Raw genomic sequence first — 16,910 nt, forward strand, 5'->3', positions numbered from 1 at the left:
TGCGGGGCGGTGTGGGTGGTGCGGGGCTGGCTTACGGTGTGCTCACGGGGTGTGGTGGTGCGGTTGCGTGTGGTGGGGAGGGGGCGCAGTCTGGGGACAACCCCAGGAGGTGGTTCTGATGACCGCTTCGACGCTTGAAGTGGCGCTGAGTTACGAGCACGGGAAGATTCGTGAGCTGGCGGGGCCGGCGCACGAGGTGGATGCGGGGCTTCCGCATCGGCGGCACGAGACGGACTGGTTCTACGCGATCGCGGCGCAGCATCTGGCGGCGGCTGAGGACGTGTTGCTGCCGAGGGTGCGGCGGTTGCCGGACGGGCGGTACCTGGTGGCCGCGTACGTCGGGAACGCCAAGCAGCTGGAGCGGTCGCTGCGGTTCCTGAAGGCGCGGCAGTACGGCGACAGCCGGGTGCTGCACCTGCGGCCGGACGACGTGTGGCAGGTGATCGACCGTCAGTTCGACGAGCACGAGCAGCTGGAAGCGGACTACAGCCGGCAGCTCAGTGAGTCGATGGATGGTGAGGCTGTCAGCGCCCTGACCGAGAAGCTGCTGAGTGCGGAAGAGGTCGCGCCGACGCGGGCGCACCCGTTCTCGCCGCACACCGGGATGGCCGGGCGGATGGCGCACCGGATGTGGCGCGTCGCGGACACGGCGTGGGACAGCGCCGAGGGGCGCGTCGTACCGACGAACTACCACGCGCATCCCAAGCGGGACTCGGCGCTGTCGCACTATCTGCGTGGCGCCAAGATCCCGGAGTCGCTCGACCGGGACCAGGCCATCACCTAGCCCCACCGAATCGGCCTGGAGCCGACGGCGGTAGGGACCTCGCGCAGTAAACGGGGACCTCGGACAGGTCACAGCTTGTCCGAGGTCCCCGTTGGGTGTCCGAGGTCCCGAGTGCCTGCGGAGGAGAGCGTCGGTGTACGCCGGGGCTGGTGGCCGGGGCGAGGCGCCGAGAGCGGGGCCGGGTGGATGGCGGACAGGCGCGGGTCGGGCACATCTCGAAGGCCTGGAGGCCGGGGAACGAGCTCGGGCCGCGCACTCCCGCAAGCAGGTGGCCGGACCGACCCGTGGGATGCCTCCCTTGGATCGGTCCGGCCGGTGCCCCTGCCACTGCGCCTGGATGTGGCGGGGGCGGTCCCTCCTCCACAGCGCCTGGAGGTGGAGGAGGGGGTGGTTCCCGCCCCCGCCGCGCCTACGGACAGGGGGTGGGACCGGCGCCCTCCCCCGCTGCGCCTGGTGTGCGGGGGTGAGCGAGTTGTGGAGTTATTTGAGCGCGTCGAGCGCCTTCTTCGAGCCGGGGTGGAGCGGGACGGGGTCGGTCTGGGCTGCGGTGTCCAGAGTGATGTCCTTGGCTGCCGCGTTCACCTGGACCAGGGCGTCCTTGTTGTCGAAGATCACCTTGGTGAGCTTCTCGGCCAGATCGTCCGGCATGTCCTTGCGGACCAGCAGCACGTTCGGAACGATGATCGTCTTCACGTCGCCCGGCTGCTTGTACGCCGCTGCCGGGATCGAGCCCTCGGCGTAAACGGTGCCGTACTTGGTGTTCAGCGCGGGCAGCAGGTCCGTGATCGGGATCAGCTTGACGCCCTTGCCGAGGCTCGTGGTCAGGTCGGTGATGCCACCGGTGGGGATGCCGCCGGACCAGACCAGCGCGTCGATCGAGCCGCTCTTCATCGCGTCCACCGACTCGGGCAGGCCGAGCCGCTGCGCGGTGACATCCTTCGCCGGGTCCAGTCCGGCCGCCTCGAGCAGCCGCCGGGCGATCACCTCGGTGCCCGAGTTCGGCGAGCCGGTCGAGACCCGCTTGCCCTTCAGGTCGGCGAACTTGGTGATCCCGGCCGACGCCCGGACCGCGACCTGCGTGTAGTTCGGGTAGAGCCGGGTCAGCGCGACCACGTCCTGCGGCGCGTTGAAGCTGTTCTCGCCCTTGACCGCGTCGGCGGCGGTGTCGCCGAGCGAGAAGGCGATGTCGTAGTTGCCGGCGACCAGGCCCTGCACGTTCTGCACCGACGCGCCGGTCTCGCTGGCGGTGGCCCGGTACCCCTCGACCTTGTCGGAGATGACCGAGGCGAGCGCCCCGCCGAGCTGGTAGTACACGCCGGTGGTGTTGCCGGTGGCAATCGTCAGCCGGCCGCCGTCGGTTCCGGCACCGGCCTCGGGCTCACGCTGCCCACCACAGGCCACCAACGACACGGCGGCAACGAGCGCGAGTACGGCGGCGGGGAGGCGTCGGGTTCTCATGAGGTGACGGATCCTTCCGGTTGTCCGGCCTGGCGTTGCCGCCGGACCAGGTTGATGACGACGGCAACAAGTAGCAAACCGATTCCGGCAGCGATGGTTACGGGCGCCAGGTACAGCAGCAGCAGCGCGGCCGGGACGCACAGCGCCCGCTCGACCCAGCTGGTGGCGACCAGGATCCAGCCGCCGGTGACCACGGCCAGCGCCGCGACCGCCAGCATCGACACCGCGAGCGTCCACAGCATGCCGACGAACGATCCCTGACCGAGCAGGTGCGCACCGTTCTCGGTCAGGACGAAGGCGAACGGCACCAGGAAGGCCGGCAGCGTGTACTTCCAGGACTGCCACATCGTGGCCATCGTCCGGCCGCCGGTGATCGCGGAGGTGGCCACGGCGGCCAGCGCGGTCGGCGGCGACACCTCGGACAGGACGGCGTAGTAGAAGATGAACATGTAGGCCTCGGCCGGCGTGACGCCGAGCTGCACCAGGGCCGGCGCGATGATCACCGCGGCGATGATGAACGACGCCGTGACCGGGACGGCCAGGCCGAGGATCAGGACGGCGATCGCCGACAGCGCGACGGTCAGGATCAGGACGACGGTCGGGTTGTCGGTGACGCCGCGCCCGGCCTCGACGATGATCTCGGCCAGGTTGAGCCCGAGACCGGTCTGGGTGGTGACCGCGACGATCACGCCGGCGGTCGCGCAGGTGGCCGCCACGGGCAGCACCGAACGGGTGCCCTGGGCAAGCGCTTTGAACAGCGGCCCGGCGGTGAGCCGGTGCTCGCGGTCGAGGAAGGACAGCACGATCTGCAGCAGCACGGCGTACACGACGGCCTTGAACGGCGGGACGTCGACCGCCATGAAGGCGATGATCACGAACAGCGAGAGGAAGTGGTAGCTGAACCGCAGCAGCAGCTTGCGCGCGGACAGCGTCGAGGTCTCGCCCGAGGTGGTGCCGTGCCGGCGGGCGTCGATCTCGATCGCGAGCAGGATGCCGAGGTAGTACAGGATCGTCGGGATCACCGCGTAGCCGAGCACGGTCAGGTACGAGACCTGGAGGAACTCGGCGATGATGAACGCGGCGGCGCCGAGCGTCGGCGGGGACAGGATCGCACCGATGCCGGCGGCGGCGAGCATTCCACCTGCCGGTTCGGGCGGGTAGCCCGCGCGGCGCAGGATCGGCCAGGAGACCGTCCCGAGCGAGACGGCGGTCGCCGTACCGGAGCCGGAGACGCTGCCGAGCAGGAAGCCGGCCAGCGTCACGGTCCGGCCGGGTGCGGTCTTGCTGCGCTTGAACGCGGCGAAGGACAGGTCGATGAAGAACTTGCCGGCGCCGGAGTAGTCGAGCACGGCGCCGTAGATGGTGAACAGCACGATGTAGCTGGCGGCGACGCCGAGCGGGGTGCCGTAGAAGCCGGCCGTGCCCATCGTGAACTGCGCGATGATCGCGTCGAAGTTGAAGCCCTGGTGCGCCAGCGACCACGTGTAGGGCAGGTAGCCGCCGTAGTACGCGTAGGCGATGAACAGCAGGCTGAAGGCCGGCAGCACCCAGCCCGTCGTACGGCGGCAGGCTTCGAGCAGCAGGACCAGCAGCAGCGCGCCGACCAGCACATCCGTGCCCGTCGGCGCCTGACGACGCTCGAGGAAGCCGTCGAAGTCGAGCAGCGGGTAGAGACAGACCACCAGCGCGATCACGGCCAGCGCCCAGTCCAGGACGCCCGGGTCGTCGTGCGTCCGGCCCTTGAACGGGTTCAGGAACGCCGGGACCTTCCAGCCCCGATAGCACAACAAAGTGATCGGGAGGACCGCTGCGAGAAAGATCACTAAGTAGTACTGCGTGCCGGCCGACAACGGGAAGAACACCTGGAGCAGCACACCCACGCTGACGACGGCGCACCAGACCGAGATCACCAGGTCCAGGGCAGGCCGCAGCCGCCGAGCGGGCTTCTCCTGCTCGTACTCGGCCAGTTCTGCGTCGGAGAGCGCAGCGGTGCCGCCCCCCGTACCAACACCCACAGTCATTGTCCGGTTCCCTCCCGTGGTCGGAGACTAGTGTCGCCGACCACGGCGTGGAGTCACGTGATTACGTCTTTACCAAGATCTGACACATGTGAGCGTCTCCTGCCCTACGATCACGGCATGAGCGGCGCCGTCAGGATTTTGTTGGTCGAAGACGATCTCGATATCGCCAATGCTCTGATACCTGCGTTGCGCCGGTACGGGCTGATGGTGACGCACGTCCGGACGGCGGCCGACGCACTGGCCGCGGACCCGGGCGACCTCGTGCTGCTCGACCTCGGGCTGCCCGACGGCGACGGCATCAACGTGTGCCGCCAGATCCGTACGGTGTCCGACGTACCGGTGATCGCGGTGACCGCCCGCGGCGAGGCCGCCGACCGGGTCCGTGGCCTGCGCAGCGGCGCCGACGACTACGTGGTGAAGCCGTTCGCGATCTCGGAGCTGCTGGCCCGCATCGACGCGGTGCTGCGGCGGACCGGACTGCTCCAACCTCGCCCCCGGGTGACCGTGGGCGACCTGACCGTGGACATCGAGGCCCGCACCGTCCAGGTCGCCGACAAGCCCATCAGCCTGACCCGCAAGGAGTTCGACGTGCTAGCTGTGCTGGCCGCGCACCACGGCCGGGTGGTGCCGCGCGAGCAGGTCGCGCTGTACGCCTGGCAGTCCGTCTTCGAAGCGTCGTCGCGGACCATGGACGTCCACGTCGCCAGCCTGCGGGCCAAGCTCGGGCGTCCGGAGCTGGTGCAGACCATCCGCGGTGTCGGCTACCGCCTCGGTTCGGACTGACCGTTGCGCCGTCGCCTGCTGCAGTCCCTCGTCCCCCTGGTCGCGATCCTGGCGATCGTCGCCGCCGTCCCGCTGGCCAACTTCATCGCCACCACCACCACGCGCAACCTGTTCCTGTCCCGCAGCAACGACGCCGACTGGTTCGCCACGATGGCCGAGTCGCCGCTGCAGTCGGGTGACATCGCCACGCTGCGCGAGCTGGCCGTGCGCTACCACGAGCTCTACAACACGCCGGTGTTCGTCGTCGACGTCGACCGCCGGGTGGTCGCCACCTCGCGGTCCGGGGTCGACGTGAAGGAGCCGGACATCAAGCTTGTCCTGGACAGCACGCTGGCCGGCCGGCTGCCGGCGGAGCCCTCGTCGCTGTGGCCGTGGCAGTCCGGCGAGATGGTCGTATCCCGCCCGGTGGTCAACAACGGCCGGGTGCTCGGTGCCTCGGTGCTCCGTGTCCCGACCGAGAGCGGTCGCCAGGACGTCCAGAACGGCCTGCTCCTGCTGCTCGGCGGCCTGCTGATCGCGGTCGGAGCTGTTGTCATCGGCATCGTTCGCCCGGTCACCCGCTGGGTGCTCCGGCCGCTGAACGACCTCGACAACGCCACCCACCAGGTCACCCGCGGCGCGCTCGACACCCGGGTGTCGACCGACGGCCGCGCCCCGGAGCTGCGCCGCCTCGGCGACAGCTTCAACTCGATGGCGCTCAGCCTGCACCAGGCGCGGCAGCGTGAGCGCGAGTTCGTCGCCGACGCGTCGCACCAGCTCCGGACGCCGTTGACCTCGGCCCGGATCCACATCGAGGGTCTGTCCCGGCTGTCGCCGACGGCGCGGTTCGCGCTCAGCGACATCGACCGGCTGGGCCGCATCGTCCAGCGGCTGTCCCGCCTGGCGGGCTCTGACCGCCCTGGGGACGTCGAGGGCAGCGAGGCCCCGCTGGACCTCGCGCAGGCCGTCAAGGAGCGTCTGGTCGGCTGGAAGGCCGTGTACGCCGCCGACGACCTGGAGCTGATCATCGGCGAGATGGTCCCGGGCGGTGTCGCGGCCGAGCTCGAGGTGGACGACATCCTCGACGTACTGCTCGACAACGCCAGCAAGTACGGCGCACCGCCGGTCGAGGTCTCGGTCACGCGGGACGGCACCGAGGTCGTGATGTCGGTCCGCGACCACGGGCTCGGGCTCGGCTCGCGCGACCTGAAGAAGGTCGGCGAGCGGTTCTGGCGCAGCGCCCACCACCGGGAGATGCCCGGCACCGGGCTCGGTCTGGCGATCGTCCGCTCGGAGGCCGCCCGCGTCGGCGGCCGGGTGGTCGCCCGCCCGCCGATCGGTGGCGGTCTGGTGATCGAGGTCAGGGTCCCGTTGCTCGAGGACTACGAGGACTGAGACCCGCGGACACGCAAAGGGTGGTGGAGGCCGTTGCCTCCACCACCTTTTTTCGTCGTACGGGTCAGACGTGGTTTTCCTTGTACCAGCGCTCGGCGGCCGGGTGCAGCGGGATCGGCATCGTGGCGATCGCGGACCGGGCGTCCAGCGAGCCCGCCTCGGGGTGGATCGCCATCAGGTCGGCCTGCCGGCGGAACATCGTGCTCAGCGTCCACCAGGCCCAGGCGTCGGACAGGTTCTTGCGGGCCAGCAGGTAGTTCGGTACGGCGAGCGTCGGCACCGAGGTCGACAGCTGGTACACCGACGGCGGGATCGACGACAGCACGTAGCCGCCGAAGCGCTTGCTGGCGATCTCCTCCGCGGTGGTCCCGATGTCGACCAGCTTGAACCCGATGGTCTTCTGCAGGTCCAGGATCGGCTTGGTCGGCAGGCCACCGCTCCAGATCAGCGCGTCGATGCCCTTCTGGCTGTTGGTGACCCGGTCGACCAGGCCCTTCACGGCCTCCTCCAGACCGAGCGTCTTCGGGATCACCCTGATCCCGGCGGTCTGCAAAATCCGGTTCGCGACCACCCGGGTGCCGGAGTTGACCGGCCCGACGCTGACGATCTTGCCGTCGAGGTCGGCCAGCGTCTCGATCTGCGACGAGGTCGGCACCACCACGTGCACGTAGTTGTCGTAGGTCCGGGCCAGCGCCTCGAACCTCTTCAGCGCCCCGGACTTGAACGCCGTTCCCGGCGTCCCCTCCCAGGCGTCCAGCGCCGAGTCGGACAGGCTGAAGCCGATGTCAGCCCTCCCGGCGGCGAGCATCCGCAGGTTCTCGACCGAGCCCTCGGTCATCACCGGCGTCATCTGTACGCCGGTCTGCTCGGTGACCAGCTTCGCCAGGCCGGCGCCGTACACGGCGTACACACCGCCCTCGTTGCCGGTGGCGAACTTGGCGGGGCCGGCGGGGGCCGGCTCGTCGGAGCGGCCACGCGAACAGCCCGGGAGGAGCAGGGACCCGGCGGCCGCGGCCCCCAGGCCCAGCGTGTGGCGGCGGGTCAGCAGGCGGGGACGATCCATGAGGGACAACTTAGTCGGGCCTGGGGTACCGACGCCATCGCGGTCGGTGAGGGCTTGCGTCTGGACGGGCGTGGCCTAGATGTGACAGCGTTGTCAACACAGTCGGCCTGGACGGCCGCGGAACCCCTGTCAGCGGAGGATGATTTCGTGCACGACGACCGACAACTGATCGAGGAGCGGCTCAAGCGCGCCCTGCGGGAGCGGATCCGCCCCGCGGTCTACGGCGCCTCCGTCCCGCTGGCCATCGAGGTCTGGCACGCGCCTGGTGAGCCCGTCTCCCCCGCCGAGGCGCTGGCCCAGACCTTCGAGCCGGCCGAGATCGGCCTGCCCTGGGGCCCCGCCTGGGGCACCGCGTGGTTCAAGTTCAGCGGCGACGTCCCGGCCGAGTGGGCCGGTTCCGAGGTGGAGGCCGTGATCGACCTCGGCTTCAGCGGCGGCCCGGGCTTCTCGGCCGAGGGCCTGGTCCACACCACGTCCGGCGTACCGCTGAAGGGTCTGCACCCGCGGCAGACCTACGCGCCGCTGTCGATCCTCGGCCCGGACGGTACGGCGGCCTCGCCCGGCGACCGGATCGAGTTCTACGTCGAGGGCGCCGCGAACCCGGAGATCCCGCTCGACAACGCCGACGCGAAGGTCGACATCGGCGCCAAGCGCGGCGAGACCCCGATCTACCAGCTGACCCGCGCCGACCTGGCCGTGTTCAACGCCGAGGTGTGGGACCTGATCCTGGACCTGGAGGCGCTGGACGGCCTGCAGAAGGAGCTGTCCCCGCAGGAGCCGCGCCGCCGGGAGATCCTGCGCGCGCTCAGCCGGGCCCTGGACGCCCTGGACTACGAGGACGTCGCCGGCACCGCCTCCGACGCCCGTGCGCAGCTCACCGACGTACTGAGCCGTCCGGCGCACGCGAGCGCGCACCAGCTCTCCGCGGTCGGCCACGCGCACATCGACTCGGCCTGGCTCTGGCCGCTACGCGAGACCCGCCGCAAGGTCGCCCGGACCGTCTCCAACGTCGCCACGCTGGCGGAGGAGTACCCGGAGCTGGTCTTCGCCTTCTCGCAGGCCCAGCAGCACGCCTGGGTCAAGGACAACTACCCCGAGGTCTGGGAGCGGCTGAAGAAGGCCGTTGCCGACGGCACCATCGTCCCGGTCGGTGGCATGTGGGTCGAGTCCGACACCAACCTGCCCGGTGGCGAGGCGCTGGCCCGGCAGTTCGTGCACGGCAAGCGGTTCTTCCTGGACGAGTACGGGATCGACACCCAGGAGGTCTGGCTGCCGGACTCGTTCGGCTACACCGCCGCGCTGCCGCAGCTGGTCAAGCTGTCCGGCTCGAAGTGGTTCCTGACCCAGAAGATCTCCTGGAACAAGGAGAACCGCTTCCCGCACCACACCTTCAACTGGGAGGGTCTGGACGGGACGCGGATCTTCACCCACTTCCCGCCGATCGACACCTACAACTCCGACCTGTCCGGCCGCGAGCTCGCGCACGCCCAGCGCAACTTCCAGGAGAACGGCGCCGCGACCCGCTCGCTGGTGCCGTTCGGGTACGGCGACGGCGGTGGCGGCCCCACCCGTGAGTTCGTCGCGACCGCCCGCCGGGTGGCCAACCTGGAGTCCTCGCCGCGGGTGACGATCGAGTCGCCGACCGAGTTCTTCAGCGCCGCCGAGGAGGAGTACGGCGAGCACGCGCCGGTCTGGTCCGGCGAGCTCTACCTGGAGATCCACCGGGCGACGTACACCTCGCAGGCCAAGACCAAGCAGGGCAACCGGCGCAGCGAGCACCTGCTCCGCGAGGCCGAGCTGTGGTCGGCCGCCGCGGTGGTCGCGGGCAAGCTCGACGCCTACCCGTACGAGGACCTGGACCGGATCTGGAAGGCCGTGCTGCTGAACCAGTTCCACGACATCCTGCCCGGCTCCTCGATCTCGTGGGTGCACCGCGAGGCCGAGGCGACGTACGCGCGGCTGGCCGAGGAGCTCGAGGCGATCATCGGCAAGGCCCAGCAGGCGCTGGCCGGCGCCGGTGACGCGCAGATCGTCTTCAACGCGGCACCGCACACCCGTGGTGGCGTGGCCGGGCTCGGCGCGGGCATCGCGGCCGGCGAGGGCCAGGCGGCGACGGTCGACGGCAACGTGCTCGACAACGGCCTGATCCGGGTCACCGTCGACGAGCGCGGCCTGATCACCTCCCTGTACGACGTGGCCGCCGACCGCGAGGTCGTTGCCCCCGGCACCGCGGCGAACCTGCTGCAGCTGCACGTCGACACCCCGAACCACTGGGACGCCTGGGACGTCGACTCGTTCTACAAGAACAACGTCCGCGACGTCACCGAGGTCGACAGCGTCGACTTCAGCACCGCCGACGGCGTCGCGACCGTGGTCGTCAAGCGGTCCTTCAACCGCTCGACCGTCACCCAGACGCTGCGGTTGCGGCCGGGCACCAGGCGGGTCGACATCGAGACCGCGATGGACTGGCACGAGTCGGAGAAGTTCCTCAAGGCGGCGTACCCGGTCGACGTGCACGCCGACCGGTCGGCCTCGGAGACCCAGTTCGGGCACATCTTCCGGCCGACCCACACCAACACCTCGTGGGACGCGGCGAAGTTCGAGATCGCGGCGCACCGCTGGGTGCACGTCGGTGAGCCCGGCTACGGCGTTGCCGTGGTCAACGACTCGACGTACGGGCACGACGTCAACCGGACCTCGCGGGAGGACGGTGGCACCACGACCACCATCCGTACGTCGCTGATCCGGGCGCCGCGCTTCCCCGACCCGAAGACCGACCAGGGCCTGCACGTGGTCAACCACGCGCTGGTGGTCGGCGCCGGGATCCCCGAGGCGATCGAGGAGGGCTACCGGATCAACCTGCCGGAGCGCGTCGTCACCGGTGCCGAGGGTGTCGCGCCGCTGGTCGAGGTGAGCAACGGCAACGTGATCGTCGAGGCCGTCAAGCTGGCCGACGACCGGTCCGGCGACGTCGTCGTCCGGCTGTACGAGTCGAGCGGCGGCAAGTCGCGGGCGACCGTGACGCCGGGCTTCGCGGCCGGTTCGGTGACCGAGGTCGACCTGCTCGAGCGGCCGCTGGCCGACCGTGAGCCGGCCGACGGCGGCGTGGCGATCGCGCTGCGTCCGTTCCAGATCCTGACGCTGCGGTTCACGCGCAGCTGACGTAGCTGACCGAAAGGGCCCCGGACGCAACCACCTGTCCGGGGCCCTTTCGGCGTACGACGCCAGTAGTTCACCGCGCCGTCGTAGCGTTGAAGGCCTCAGCCCTCACCCGGGAGGTGGCATGACGCCGACACCGTTGCTCGGTGCCCGCACGCTCGACCGGCAGACCGCCCGGACGCTGCCGCCCGGCCCGAGGCTGCCGACGCTCGTCCAGACGGTGCTGTTCGCCGCGCATCGCAAGACGTTCTTTCCGCGGATGCGGGCCCGGTACGGCGACGTCTTCACGATCCGCATCGTGCCGTCGAGGCGCGTGTGCGTCGTACTGAGTCGGCCTGAGGACATCCGGGACGTGTTCACCACGCCGCCGACCGTGATGCACGCGGGCGAGGGCAACGAGGTGCTCGCGCCGATCATGGGCGACCACTCGCTGCTGCTGATCGACGACGAGGACCACGCCCGGATGCGGCGGCAGCTGATGCCCGCGTTCCTCGGCAACGCGCTGCGCGGGTACGCCGGAATGATCGGCGAGCTGGCGCGGGCGGACGTCGAGAAGTGGCCGGTGGGGAAGCCGTTCAAACTGCACGACCGGATGCGGGAGCTGACGCTGGAGGTGATCCTGCAGGTCGTGTTCGGGGTCACCGACTCGACCCGGCTGGCCGAGCTGCGGCCGCTGGTCGAGAAGATCGTCACGGTCCGGCCGATCACGATGCTCGGGGCGTTCTACCCGCGACTGCTGAAGTACCCGCCGTGGCGCACGTACCTGGAGACGCAGAAGCGCGTCGACGAGATCCTGTACGACGAGATCGCGCGCCGGCGTACGGACAGTGCCGGGCGCAACGACGTGCTCAGCCGGTTGCTCGCGGCCGGGGAGTGGTCGGACGTGGAGCTCCGGGACCAGCTCGTCACGCTGCTGCTGGCCGGGCACGAGACGACCGCGACGGCGCTGGCCTGGGCCTTCCACGAACTGGCCCGGATGCCTGCCGAGCTGGCCGCCGGTCAGCAGGCCGCCGACGGTGGCGACGACGAGCGGCTGGAGGCGATCACCAAGGAGTCGCTGCGCCTGCACCCGGTGGTCTACCAGGTCGGCCGCCGCGTCACCGAGACCGTCGACCTCGCGGGCTACCGCCTGCCACGCGGCACAACGATCATGGCCGCCATCGGACTGGTCCACGAGGACCCGGAGAACTACCCCGCCGCCCACGAGTTCCGCCCCGCCCGTTTCCTGTCCGACGACCCACCCGCCGCCGGCACCTGGCTCCCCTTCGGCGGCGGCGCCCGCCGCTGCATCGGCGCCGGCTTCACACTCCTGGAAGCCACCGAGATCCTCCGAGCAGTCCTCACCCGGTACGACGTACGCCCGGTCGACCCCACCCCGGAAACAGCGAAGCCGCGCAACGTGACCTTGGTCCCGTCGCGCGGCTGCGAGGTGATCGTCACCCCCAGAGGCTGATCAGTTCTCCGGGTCGCCCACGTCGCCGAGGTCTACGTCCTGGACGTCGGCGAGGTCGGTCGCGTCCTCGTCGTCGAGCTCGAAGGGCTCGTCGTCGTCGACCACGTGGACCGCCGCCTCCTCCGCGCTCGCGGCGGCGCCGTCGAAGCCGACGTCGGAGGCGGTCAGCTCGGCGTCCTCGTCGGAGTGGGCGCCCTCGTCGGGCGCGACCAGGCGACCCGAGCGCTCGGTGCCGACCTCGGGGCCGCCGACGTTCTCACCGTCCTCGGCGTACGGGTCGACGTCGGGCTCCTCCTGCGCGATCCGCTGGTCGAGCGTCTCACCCTCCAGCGCCTCGTCGGCCGTCGTCCCGAACCCCTCGCCGGCCGACCACTTCTCGGGCGGCGAGTACCCCTCGTCGAGCAGGTCGTCGACGCCGCGGTCGTTCAGCGTGTCCTCCGGCTGCAACTGGTCCTCGTCGTCGACGCTGTAGCTGCCGTAGTCCTCACGGTTGTTCTCGGTCATGGCCCCACCCTGACCGTCCGGCCCGTGTGAATCAAGGCAGAGCGCGGTCGTGTCCTGGATGATGGCCCCATGGACCCGGTCCGACTGACGCTGGATCAGCTGCGCGAGCTCCGCGACGACATCGCCCCGCACGCCGCTCAGCGCTCCCGCGCCTCGGTCCGCCGCCGGGTCGACCGCTGGCAGAGCCGGCTGTTCTTCATCGTCCAGTGCGCCCTGGCGGCCGGGGTCGCCTGGACGCTGGCCCGGTACGTCGTGGGCCACCAGCAACCGTTCTTCGCGCCGGTCGCCGCGATGGTCTGCCTGGGGTTCAGCTTCGGCCAGCGCCTGCGCCGGGTCGCGGAGGTGATGGTCGGGGTGGCGGTCGGGGTCGGCGTCGGCGACCTGTTCGTCCGGTTCTTCGGCACCGGTGTGGTCCAGATCGTCTTCGTGATCGCGCTCGCGATGAGTGTCGCGGTCCTGCTCGGCGCCGGCACCCTGATGACCACCCAGGCCGGCGTCCAGGCCGCGATCGTCACCACTCTCCTGCCCAATCCCGGAGCCGGCTTCAGCCGCTGGCTCGACGCCGCGCTCGGCGGCGTGGTCGCCCTCGCCGCCGCGACGATCGCGCCCGCCGCAGCGATTCGTCGCCCGAGGCAACAAGCGTCCGGCGTACTGAACGAGCTGGCCGCGATCCTGATCGAGACCGCCGACGGCCTGCGCAACAGCGACGAGGACGCCGTCACCGACGCGCTCCGCCGGGCCCGGGCCAGCGAGGCGCTGCTCGACGACCTGCGCAGCGCCGCCGACGAGGGCGTCGCGGTCGTCCGCCTCTCGCCGTTCCGGCGCCGGCACCGCGGCCGCGTCAAGGAGATCGCCGACCTGGTGGTCCCGCTCGACCGCGCGATCCGCAACATCCGCGTCCTGGTCCGCCGCTGCGCCGTCTCGGTCTGGCGTGACGAGAAGATGCCGTCGGAGTACCCGATGCTGCTCGAACGGCTCGCCGACGGCACCCGCCTGATCGCCGAGTCCCTGTTCGAGCCGCAGGCGGACGTCGCCGCCCACCGCGTGCTGGGCGAGCTCGGCCGCCGGACGGCGGTGATGCCGATCCCCGCCTCGTTGTCCGGCATCGTCGTCCTGGGCCAGATCCGCTCCACGGTCGTCGACCTGCTCGAGCTGACCGGTACGACGTACGACGAAGCCCGCGAACTGGTCCCCCTGCGCCCGGACGGGCTGGACGAGAAGTAACCCACGTGCGCTAGGTCACATCGAAAAGATCTGCCGAATCTCCGTCATACCCCGGTGGTCCGTGCGTCTCACAGGCATGACGATCCACCGACTGATGGCAGCCATCGCGACCGAGCAGGTCGTGCTGCGCGACGGCGAGCCGAACGAGACCCCCGACGACCGGAGCGACGCCGCCGCTGAGCACCACTAGGCGCGAACCGGACGGACGGAGCCCAGGCGGCGCGCCCGGACGGTCTTCCCCACCGAGGTAGACCGCACGGATGTCGCACACCAACGCAGAGGCGCCCATGCGAGGCGCCGCCGGCTCCGTCGAGTGCACCGCCACAGCGGTGCACGCAGAACCACCCGGCCCCTGTCCTGACGCCGCTTGCGCGAGGCTCAGGCCAGCGGCCGGGTGGTTCTCTGCTGTTCAGGGCCGGTACGGCGGACGTCAGGCGACGATGATCTCGGTCGTCACCGAGTTCGCGATGAAGCACTCCTCGTGGGAGAGGTGGTGGATCTTCGCGAGAGTCTCCGCGTCCGGCCCGTCGCCGGCGAACACGATCGTCGGGTGCAGCGTCACCTGCGTGATCGCGAGCTTGCCGCGTTCGTTCTTCGCCATCAGGCCGACCGCGTGGTCGTCGTACGCGTCGACGACCAGCCGCTTCCTCGCCGCGATCGAGAGGAAGGTCAGCATGTGGCACGACGACAGCGCCGCCACGAAGGCTTCCTCGGGGTCGACCGGCCCGGGACTGCCCAAGTACGCCGGGTTGGCGGACCCGGGCACGGTCACCCCGCCGTCGAAGCGCCACTCGTGGTCGCGGTTGTAGGTCTGGTAGGTGAACTCGTGCTCACCACGGCTCCAGCTGACGTCGACCACGTGCTCCGACACAGGACTCACCTTTCCGAGACGTTCCCCCTGCACCACGCCGGGGAGGACACCGGGTTGCAGCGTACTGCGACGCCACCGGGCAGCTGTGCGACGAAGTCGCTGTCGTACCGCGACGCCATCCCGACCACGGGGAAGTCGGTGGTGACCAGCTGCGCGCCGCTCTCCAGAGCGATCCCGACCCGACTGGTCTCGTTGGCCAGCACGGTCGCCATCGGCTCGTCGGAGCGGGTCCGGACCAGGTAGCCCTTGCGGACGAGCCGCTGGGTCTCGGCCTGGTTCGCCCCGCGCGGGTCGTTCACCATCGTCACCGCGGCGTCGGGCTGTCCCTCCGGGCCGCGGGTGAAGACCGCCCGGCCTTCGAGATTGGGCTTGCCGATCTGGTAGAGGTCGCGGATCTCGCCCTCACCGCCGTTGTCGAAGTAGAACATCACCTTGCCGCGGGCCTGGTCGAGCGTCGGCCACCCCTTCTTCAGCACCGACTGCTCCAGCGTCAGGCCGGGCTTGCGCAGGTCGTCGGGCGGCAGCAGCTGCCGCTCGCCGAACACCGAGCGGATCTCGGTGTCGATGCTGATCAGGTTGGCCGCGTTCCACGGCGGAGCCTGTACGCCGCCGGCCGCGACGATCCGCGGGTCGGACTGCTTCAGCTCCAGCGAGATCACGACCGGCGCGTGGTCGGGGTTCTGGCCCGACCAGGTCTTCACCTGCCGCAGGCAGAGCACGAACGACCGGCAGGTGGTGTTGTAGCCGAAGTCGACGACGTGCATCACCTTGATGCCCGGCTTGGTCAGCTCCGGGTCGGCGAGCGGGCCCTGACCGGTCAGCTTCCGGATCAGCGGGTAGGAGTTGTGCGCGCCGATGGTCTGGACCTGGTTCATCTTCAGCGCCGACCGGGTCTGCTGCTTGTCCTGCGGCTGGGCCTGCTGCTGGGTCACGGCGGTCTGGCCAGAAGCTGTCATCGAACTGAACGACGGCGGATGGCAACGTTGTCCCCCTCGGCGGGGCACAATGACCTCATGGTCTCCACTACCGCTGGTGAGGATCCGGGTGCGTATCCGTTGCGGCGGATGCCGACCCAGGACCGCGCCAGCCGTCAGGTCGAACGGATCCTCGACGCGGCCTGCGCCGAGGTGGTCGAGCGCGGGTACGACGCCGCCTCGACGAGCAGCATCGCCAAGCGCGCCGAGATCGCGGTCGGCAGCGTCTACCGGTACTTCCCCGACAAGCGCACGCTGATCCAGGCGATCGAGCGGCGCAACCAGCACCGCTACACCGAGGCGGTCCGCGAGCGGCTCGCCGTGGTCGCGGACTGGCGCGAGGCCGTCGACGTCACGCTCGACACGTTCCGCGAGATGCACCGGACCGACCCGGGCTTCCGGGCCGTCGTACTGAGTGGGCTGGGCGATCCGGAGCTCGAGGCGACGCCTGGTGAGTTCGACGACCAACACTCGGGTGAGTTCGCGGAACTGCTGACGCAGCGGTTCGGTGCGACGGACAGCCAGGAGTTCCGGCTCACTGTCACGCTGACCATCACGATGGGCGAGGCGCTGTCGCACCTGGCCGAGCGGCTGGCTCCCGAGGATGCCGAGGTCGTGCTGGTGCAGGGCCGTTCGACCCTGCACCGGTTGCTCGAGCCTCACCTGCCGTAGTTGCTCACCCGAAGTCGTCGGGGACGATGTTGAGCTTCTGCGCGATGCGGACGAGTGCCTTCTGGTCGGTCGCGTTGAGCGAGTCCAGGACGGTACGTCGTACGGACTGCAGGTGGGTGGGCGCCGCCACGTCCACGAGCTCGCAGCCGGCATCGGTGAGCTCGGCCAGCGTGTAGCGGCCGTCGGCCGGGTCGGGCATCCGGACGACCCAGCCGCGCTGCTCGCAGCGTTTGACGACGTTGGACAGGCGCGAGAGCGACCCGCTGGCGAGGAACGCGAGCTCTCCCATTCGCAGCTTGTGCCCGGGCGCCTCGGAGAGATGGCTGAGTACGAGGTACTCGAACAGGGTGAGGCCGTGCTCCTGCCGCAGCGGTGACTCCAGCTTGCCCGGCAGCAGCAGGACAAGGGAGATCAGTCCTGTCCACGCTGCCTTCTCCTGCTCGTCGAGCCACCGCAGCTCGCCGTCCTCGTGCTCGTCCGTGCCGCTCATCGACCGTCCCATCACTTTGAGCTTGAAGTCATCGCTTGCTACGATCACTTTACGCGTGAACTCATCGACGGGGAAACGCG

General features: G+C 70.1%; 14 protein-coding genes. 7 read left to right on the forward strand and 7 right to left on the reverse strand.

Translation table 11 applies throughout. From position 1 onward, the window contains the following. Positions 1-118 precede the first annotated feature (118 nt). Complete coding sequence (locus tag ACLQ2O_RS19915; RefSeq protein ID WP_425833440.1) at positions 119-784, forward strand: hypothetical protein; 666 nt, start codon at positions 119-121, stop codon at positions 782-784. Positions 785-1,264: 480 nt separating this feature from the next. Here ACLQ2O_RS19915 and ACLQ2O_RS19920 read toward each other — a convergent pair whose 3' ends face one another. Together ACLQ2O_RS19920 and ACLQ2O_RS19925 are read right to left on the reverse strand one after the other, a co-directional pair. Beyond that, on the reverse strand, positions 1,265-2,242 hold the full coding sequence (locus tag ACLQ2O_RS19920; RefSeq protein ID WP_425833442.1) for a TAXI family TRAP transporter solute-binding subunit: 978 nt from the start codon (positions 2,240-2,242) through the stop codon (positions 1,265-1,267). Next, positions 2,239-4,263, reverse strand: a complete 2,025-nt coding sequence (locus tag ACLQ2O_RS19925; RefSeq protein ID WP_425833444.1) for a TRAP transporter permease — start codon at positions 4,261-4,263, stop codon at positions 2,239-2,241. The genes ACLQ2O_RS19920 and ACLQ2O_RS19925 overlap by 4 nt, the downstream gene beginning before the upstream one ends. A 117-nt stretch (positions 4,264-4,380) precedes the next feature. Between ACLQ2O_RS19925 and ACLQ2O_RS19930 the strand changes: the two genes are divergently transcribed. Together ACLQ2O_RS19930 and ACLQ2O_RS19935 are read left to right on the forward strand one after the other, a co-directional pair. Further along, positions 4,381-5,046: a response regulator transcription factor gene (locus ACLQ2O_RS19930; protein ID WP_012918592.1), complete on the forward strand. Its 666-nt coding sequence runs from the start codon at positions 4,381-4,383 to the stop codon at positions 5,044-5,046. 3 nt (positions 5,047-5,049) lie between these two features. Next, the gene (locus ACLQ2O_RS19935; RefSeq protein ID WP_425833448.1) at positions 5,050-6,420 is read left to right on the forward strand and encodes a sensor histidine kinase; all 1,371 of its coding nucleotides are present in this window, start codon (positions 5,050-5,052) and stop codon (positions 6,418-6,420) included. Positions 6,421-6,484: 64 nt separating this feature from the next. On the opposite strand, the gene ACLQ2O_RS19940 is transcribed toward ACLQ2O_RS19935, so the two are convergent. Next, the gene (locus ACLQ2O_RS19940; RefSeq protein WP_425833450.1) at positions 6,485-7,483 is read right to left on the reverse strand and encodes a TAXI family TRAP transporter solute-binding subunit; all 999 of its coding nucleotides are present in this window, start codon (positions 7,481-7,483) and stop codon (positions 6,485-6,487) included. A 147-nt stretch (positions 7,484-7,630) separates the two neighbouring features. Between ACLQ2O_RS19940 and ACLQ2O_RS19945 the strand changes: the two genes are divergently transcribed. Both ACLQ2O_RS19945 and ACLQ2O_RS19950 read left to right on the forward strand, forming a co-directional pair. After that, a complete protein-coding gene (locus ACLQ2O_RS19945; protein ID WP_425833452.1) occupies positions 7,631-10,645 on the forward strand; it encodes an alpha-mannosidase in 3,015 nt (1,004 codons plus the stop codon). Positions 10,646-10,766: 121 nt separating this feature from the next. Further along, positions 10,767-12,095, forward strand: coding sequence for a cytochrome P450 (locus ACLQ2O_RS19950; protein WP_425833454.1), 1,329 nt, complete (start codon positions 10,767-10,769; stop codon positions 12,093-12,095). Here ACLQ2O_RS19950 and ACLQ2O_RS19955 read toward each other — a convergent pair whose 3' ends face one another. Next, entirely contained in the window at positions 12,096-12,599 is a 504-nt protein-coding gene (locus ACLQ2O_RS19955) for a DUF5709 domain-containing protein (RefSeq protein ID WP_425833456.1), read from the reverse strand. Between the two features lie 69 nt (positions 12,600-12,668). Between ACLQ2O_RS19955 and ACLQ2O_RS19960 the strand changes: the two genes are divergently transcribed. Continuing rightward, complete coding sequence (locus ACLQ2O_RS19960; RefSeq protein WP_425833458.1) at positions 12,669-13,823, forward strand: FUSC family protein; 1,155 nt, start codon at positions 12,669-12,671, stop codon at positions 13,821-13,823. Positions 13,824-14,253: 430 nt separating this feature from the next. On the opposite strand, the gene ACLQ2O_RS19965 is transcribed toward ACLQ2O_RS19960, so the two are convergent. After that, complete coding sequence (locus ACLQ2O_RS19965) at positions 14,254-14,694, reverse strand: OsmC family protein (protein WP_425833460.1); 441 nt, start codon at positions 14,692-14,694, stop codon at positions 14,254-14,256. A gap of 5 nt (positions 14,695-14,699) precedes the next feature. Then, positions 14,700-15,650, reverse strand: a complete 951-nt coding sequence (locus ACLQ2O_RS19970; protein WP_425833462.1) for a Ca2+-dependent phosphoinositide-specific phospholipase C — start codon at positions 15,648-15,650, stop codon at positions 14,700-14,702. 57 nt (positions 15,651-15,707) lie between these two features. On the opposite strand from ACLQ2O_RS19970, the gene ACLQ2O_RS19975 reads away from it, so the two are divergent. Continuing rightward, a complete protein-coding gene (locus ACLQ2O_RS19975) occupies positions 15,708-16,340 on the forward strand; it encodes a TetR/AcrR family transcriptional regulator (protein ID WP_425833464.1) in 633 nt (210 codons plus the stop codon). A 4-nt stretch (positions 16,341-16,344) separates the two neighbouring features. On the opposite strand, the gene ACLQ2O_RS19980 is transcribed toward ACLQ2O_RS19975, so the two are convergent. Continuing rightward, entirely contained in the window at positions 16,345-16,830 is a 486-nt protein-coding gene (locus ACLQ2O_RS19980; protein WP_425833466.1) for a MarR family winged helix-turn-helix transcriptional regulator, read from the reverse strand. Positions 16,831-16,910: the final 80 nt, after the last annotated feature.

The sequence above is a fragment of the Kribbella sp. DT2 genome (assembly GCF_049844575.1).
Taxonomy (GTDB): domain Bacteria; phylum Actinomycetota; class Actinomycetes; order Propionibacteriales; family Kribbellaceae; genus Kribbella.

What these genes read in the sequence shown, in the direction of transcription:
- ACLQ2O_RS19915 (WP_425833440.1), top strand. Translation starts at nt 119, where the DNA reads ATGACCGCTTCGACGCTTGAAGTGGCGCTGAGTTACGAGCACGGGAAG.
- ACLQ2O_RS19920 (WP_425833442.1), bottom strand. Translation starts at nt 2,242, where the DNA reads ATGAGAACCCGACGCCTCCCCGCCGCCGTACTCGCGCTCGTTGCCGCC.
- ACLQ2O_RS19925 (WP_425833444.1), bottom strand. Translation starts at nt 4,263, where the DNA reads ATGACTGTGGGTGTTGGTACGGGGGGCGGCACCGCTGCGCTCTCCGAC.
- ACLQ2O_RS19930 (WP_012918592.1), top strand. Translation starts at nt 4,381, where the DNA reads ATGAGCGGCGCCGTCAGGATTTTGTTGGTCGAAGACGATCTCGATATC.
- ACLQ2O_RS19940 (WP_425833450.1), bottom strand. Translation starts at nt 7,483, where the DNA reads ATGGATCGTCCCCGCCTGCTGACCCGCCGCCACACGCTGGGCCTGGGG.
- ACLQ2O_RS19950 (WP_425833454.1), top strand. Translation starts at nt 10,767, where the DNA reads ATGACGCCGACACCGTTGCTCGGTGCCCGCACGCTCGACCGGCAGACC.
- ACLQ2O_RS19955 (WP_425833456.1), bottom strand. Translation starts at nt 12,599, where the DNA reads ATGACCGAGAACAACCGTGAGGACTACGGCAGCTACAGCGTCGACGAC.
- ACLQ2O_RS19960 (WP_425833458.1), top strand. Translation starts at nt 12,669, where the DNA reads ATGGACCCGGTCCGACTGACGCTGGATCAGCTGCGCGAGCTCCGCGAC.
- ACLQ2O_RS19970 (WP_425833462.1), bottom strand. Translation starts at nt 15,650, where the DNA reads ATGACAGCTTCTGGCCAGACCGCCGTGACCCAGCAGCAGGCCCAGCCG.
- ACLQ2O_RS19975 (WP_425833464.1), top strand. Translation starts at nt 15,708, where the DNA reads ATGGTCTCCACTACCGCTGGTGAGGATCCGGGTGCGTATCCGTTGCGG.
- ACLQ2O_RS19980 (WP_425833466.1), bottom strand. Translation starts at nt 16,830, where the DNA reads ATGAGCGGCACGGACGAGCACGAGGACGGCGAGCTGCGGTGGCTCGAC.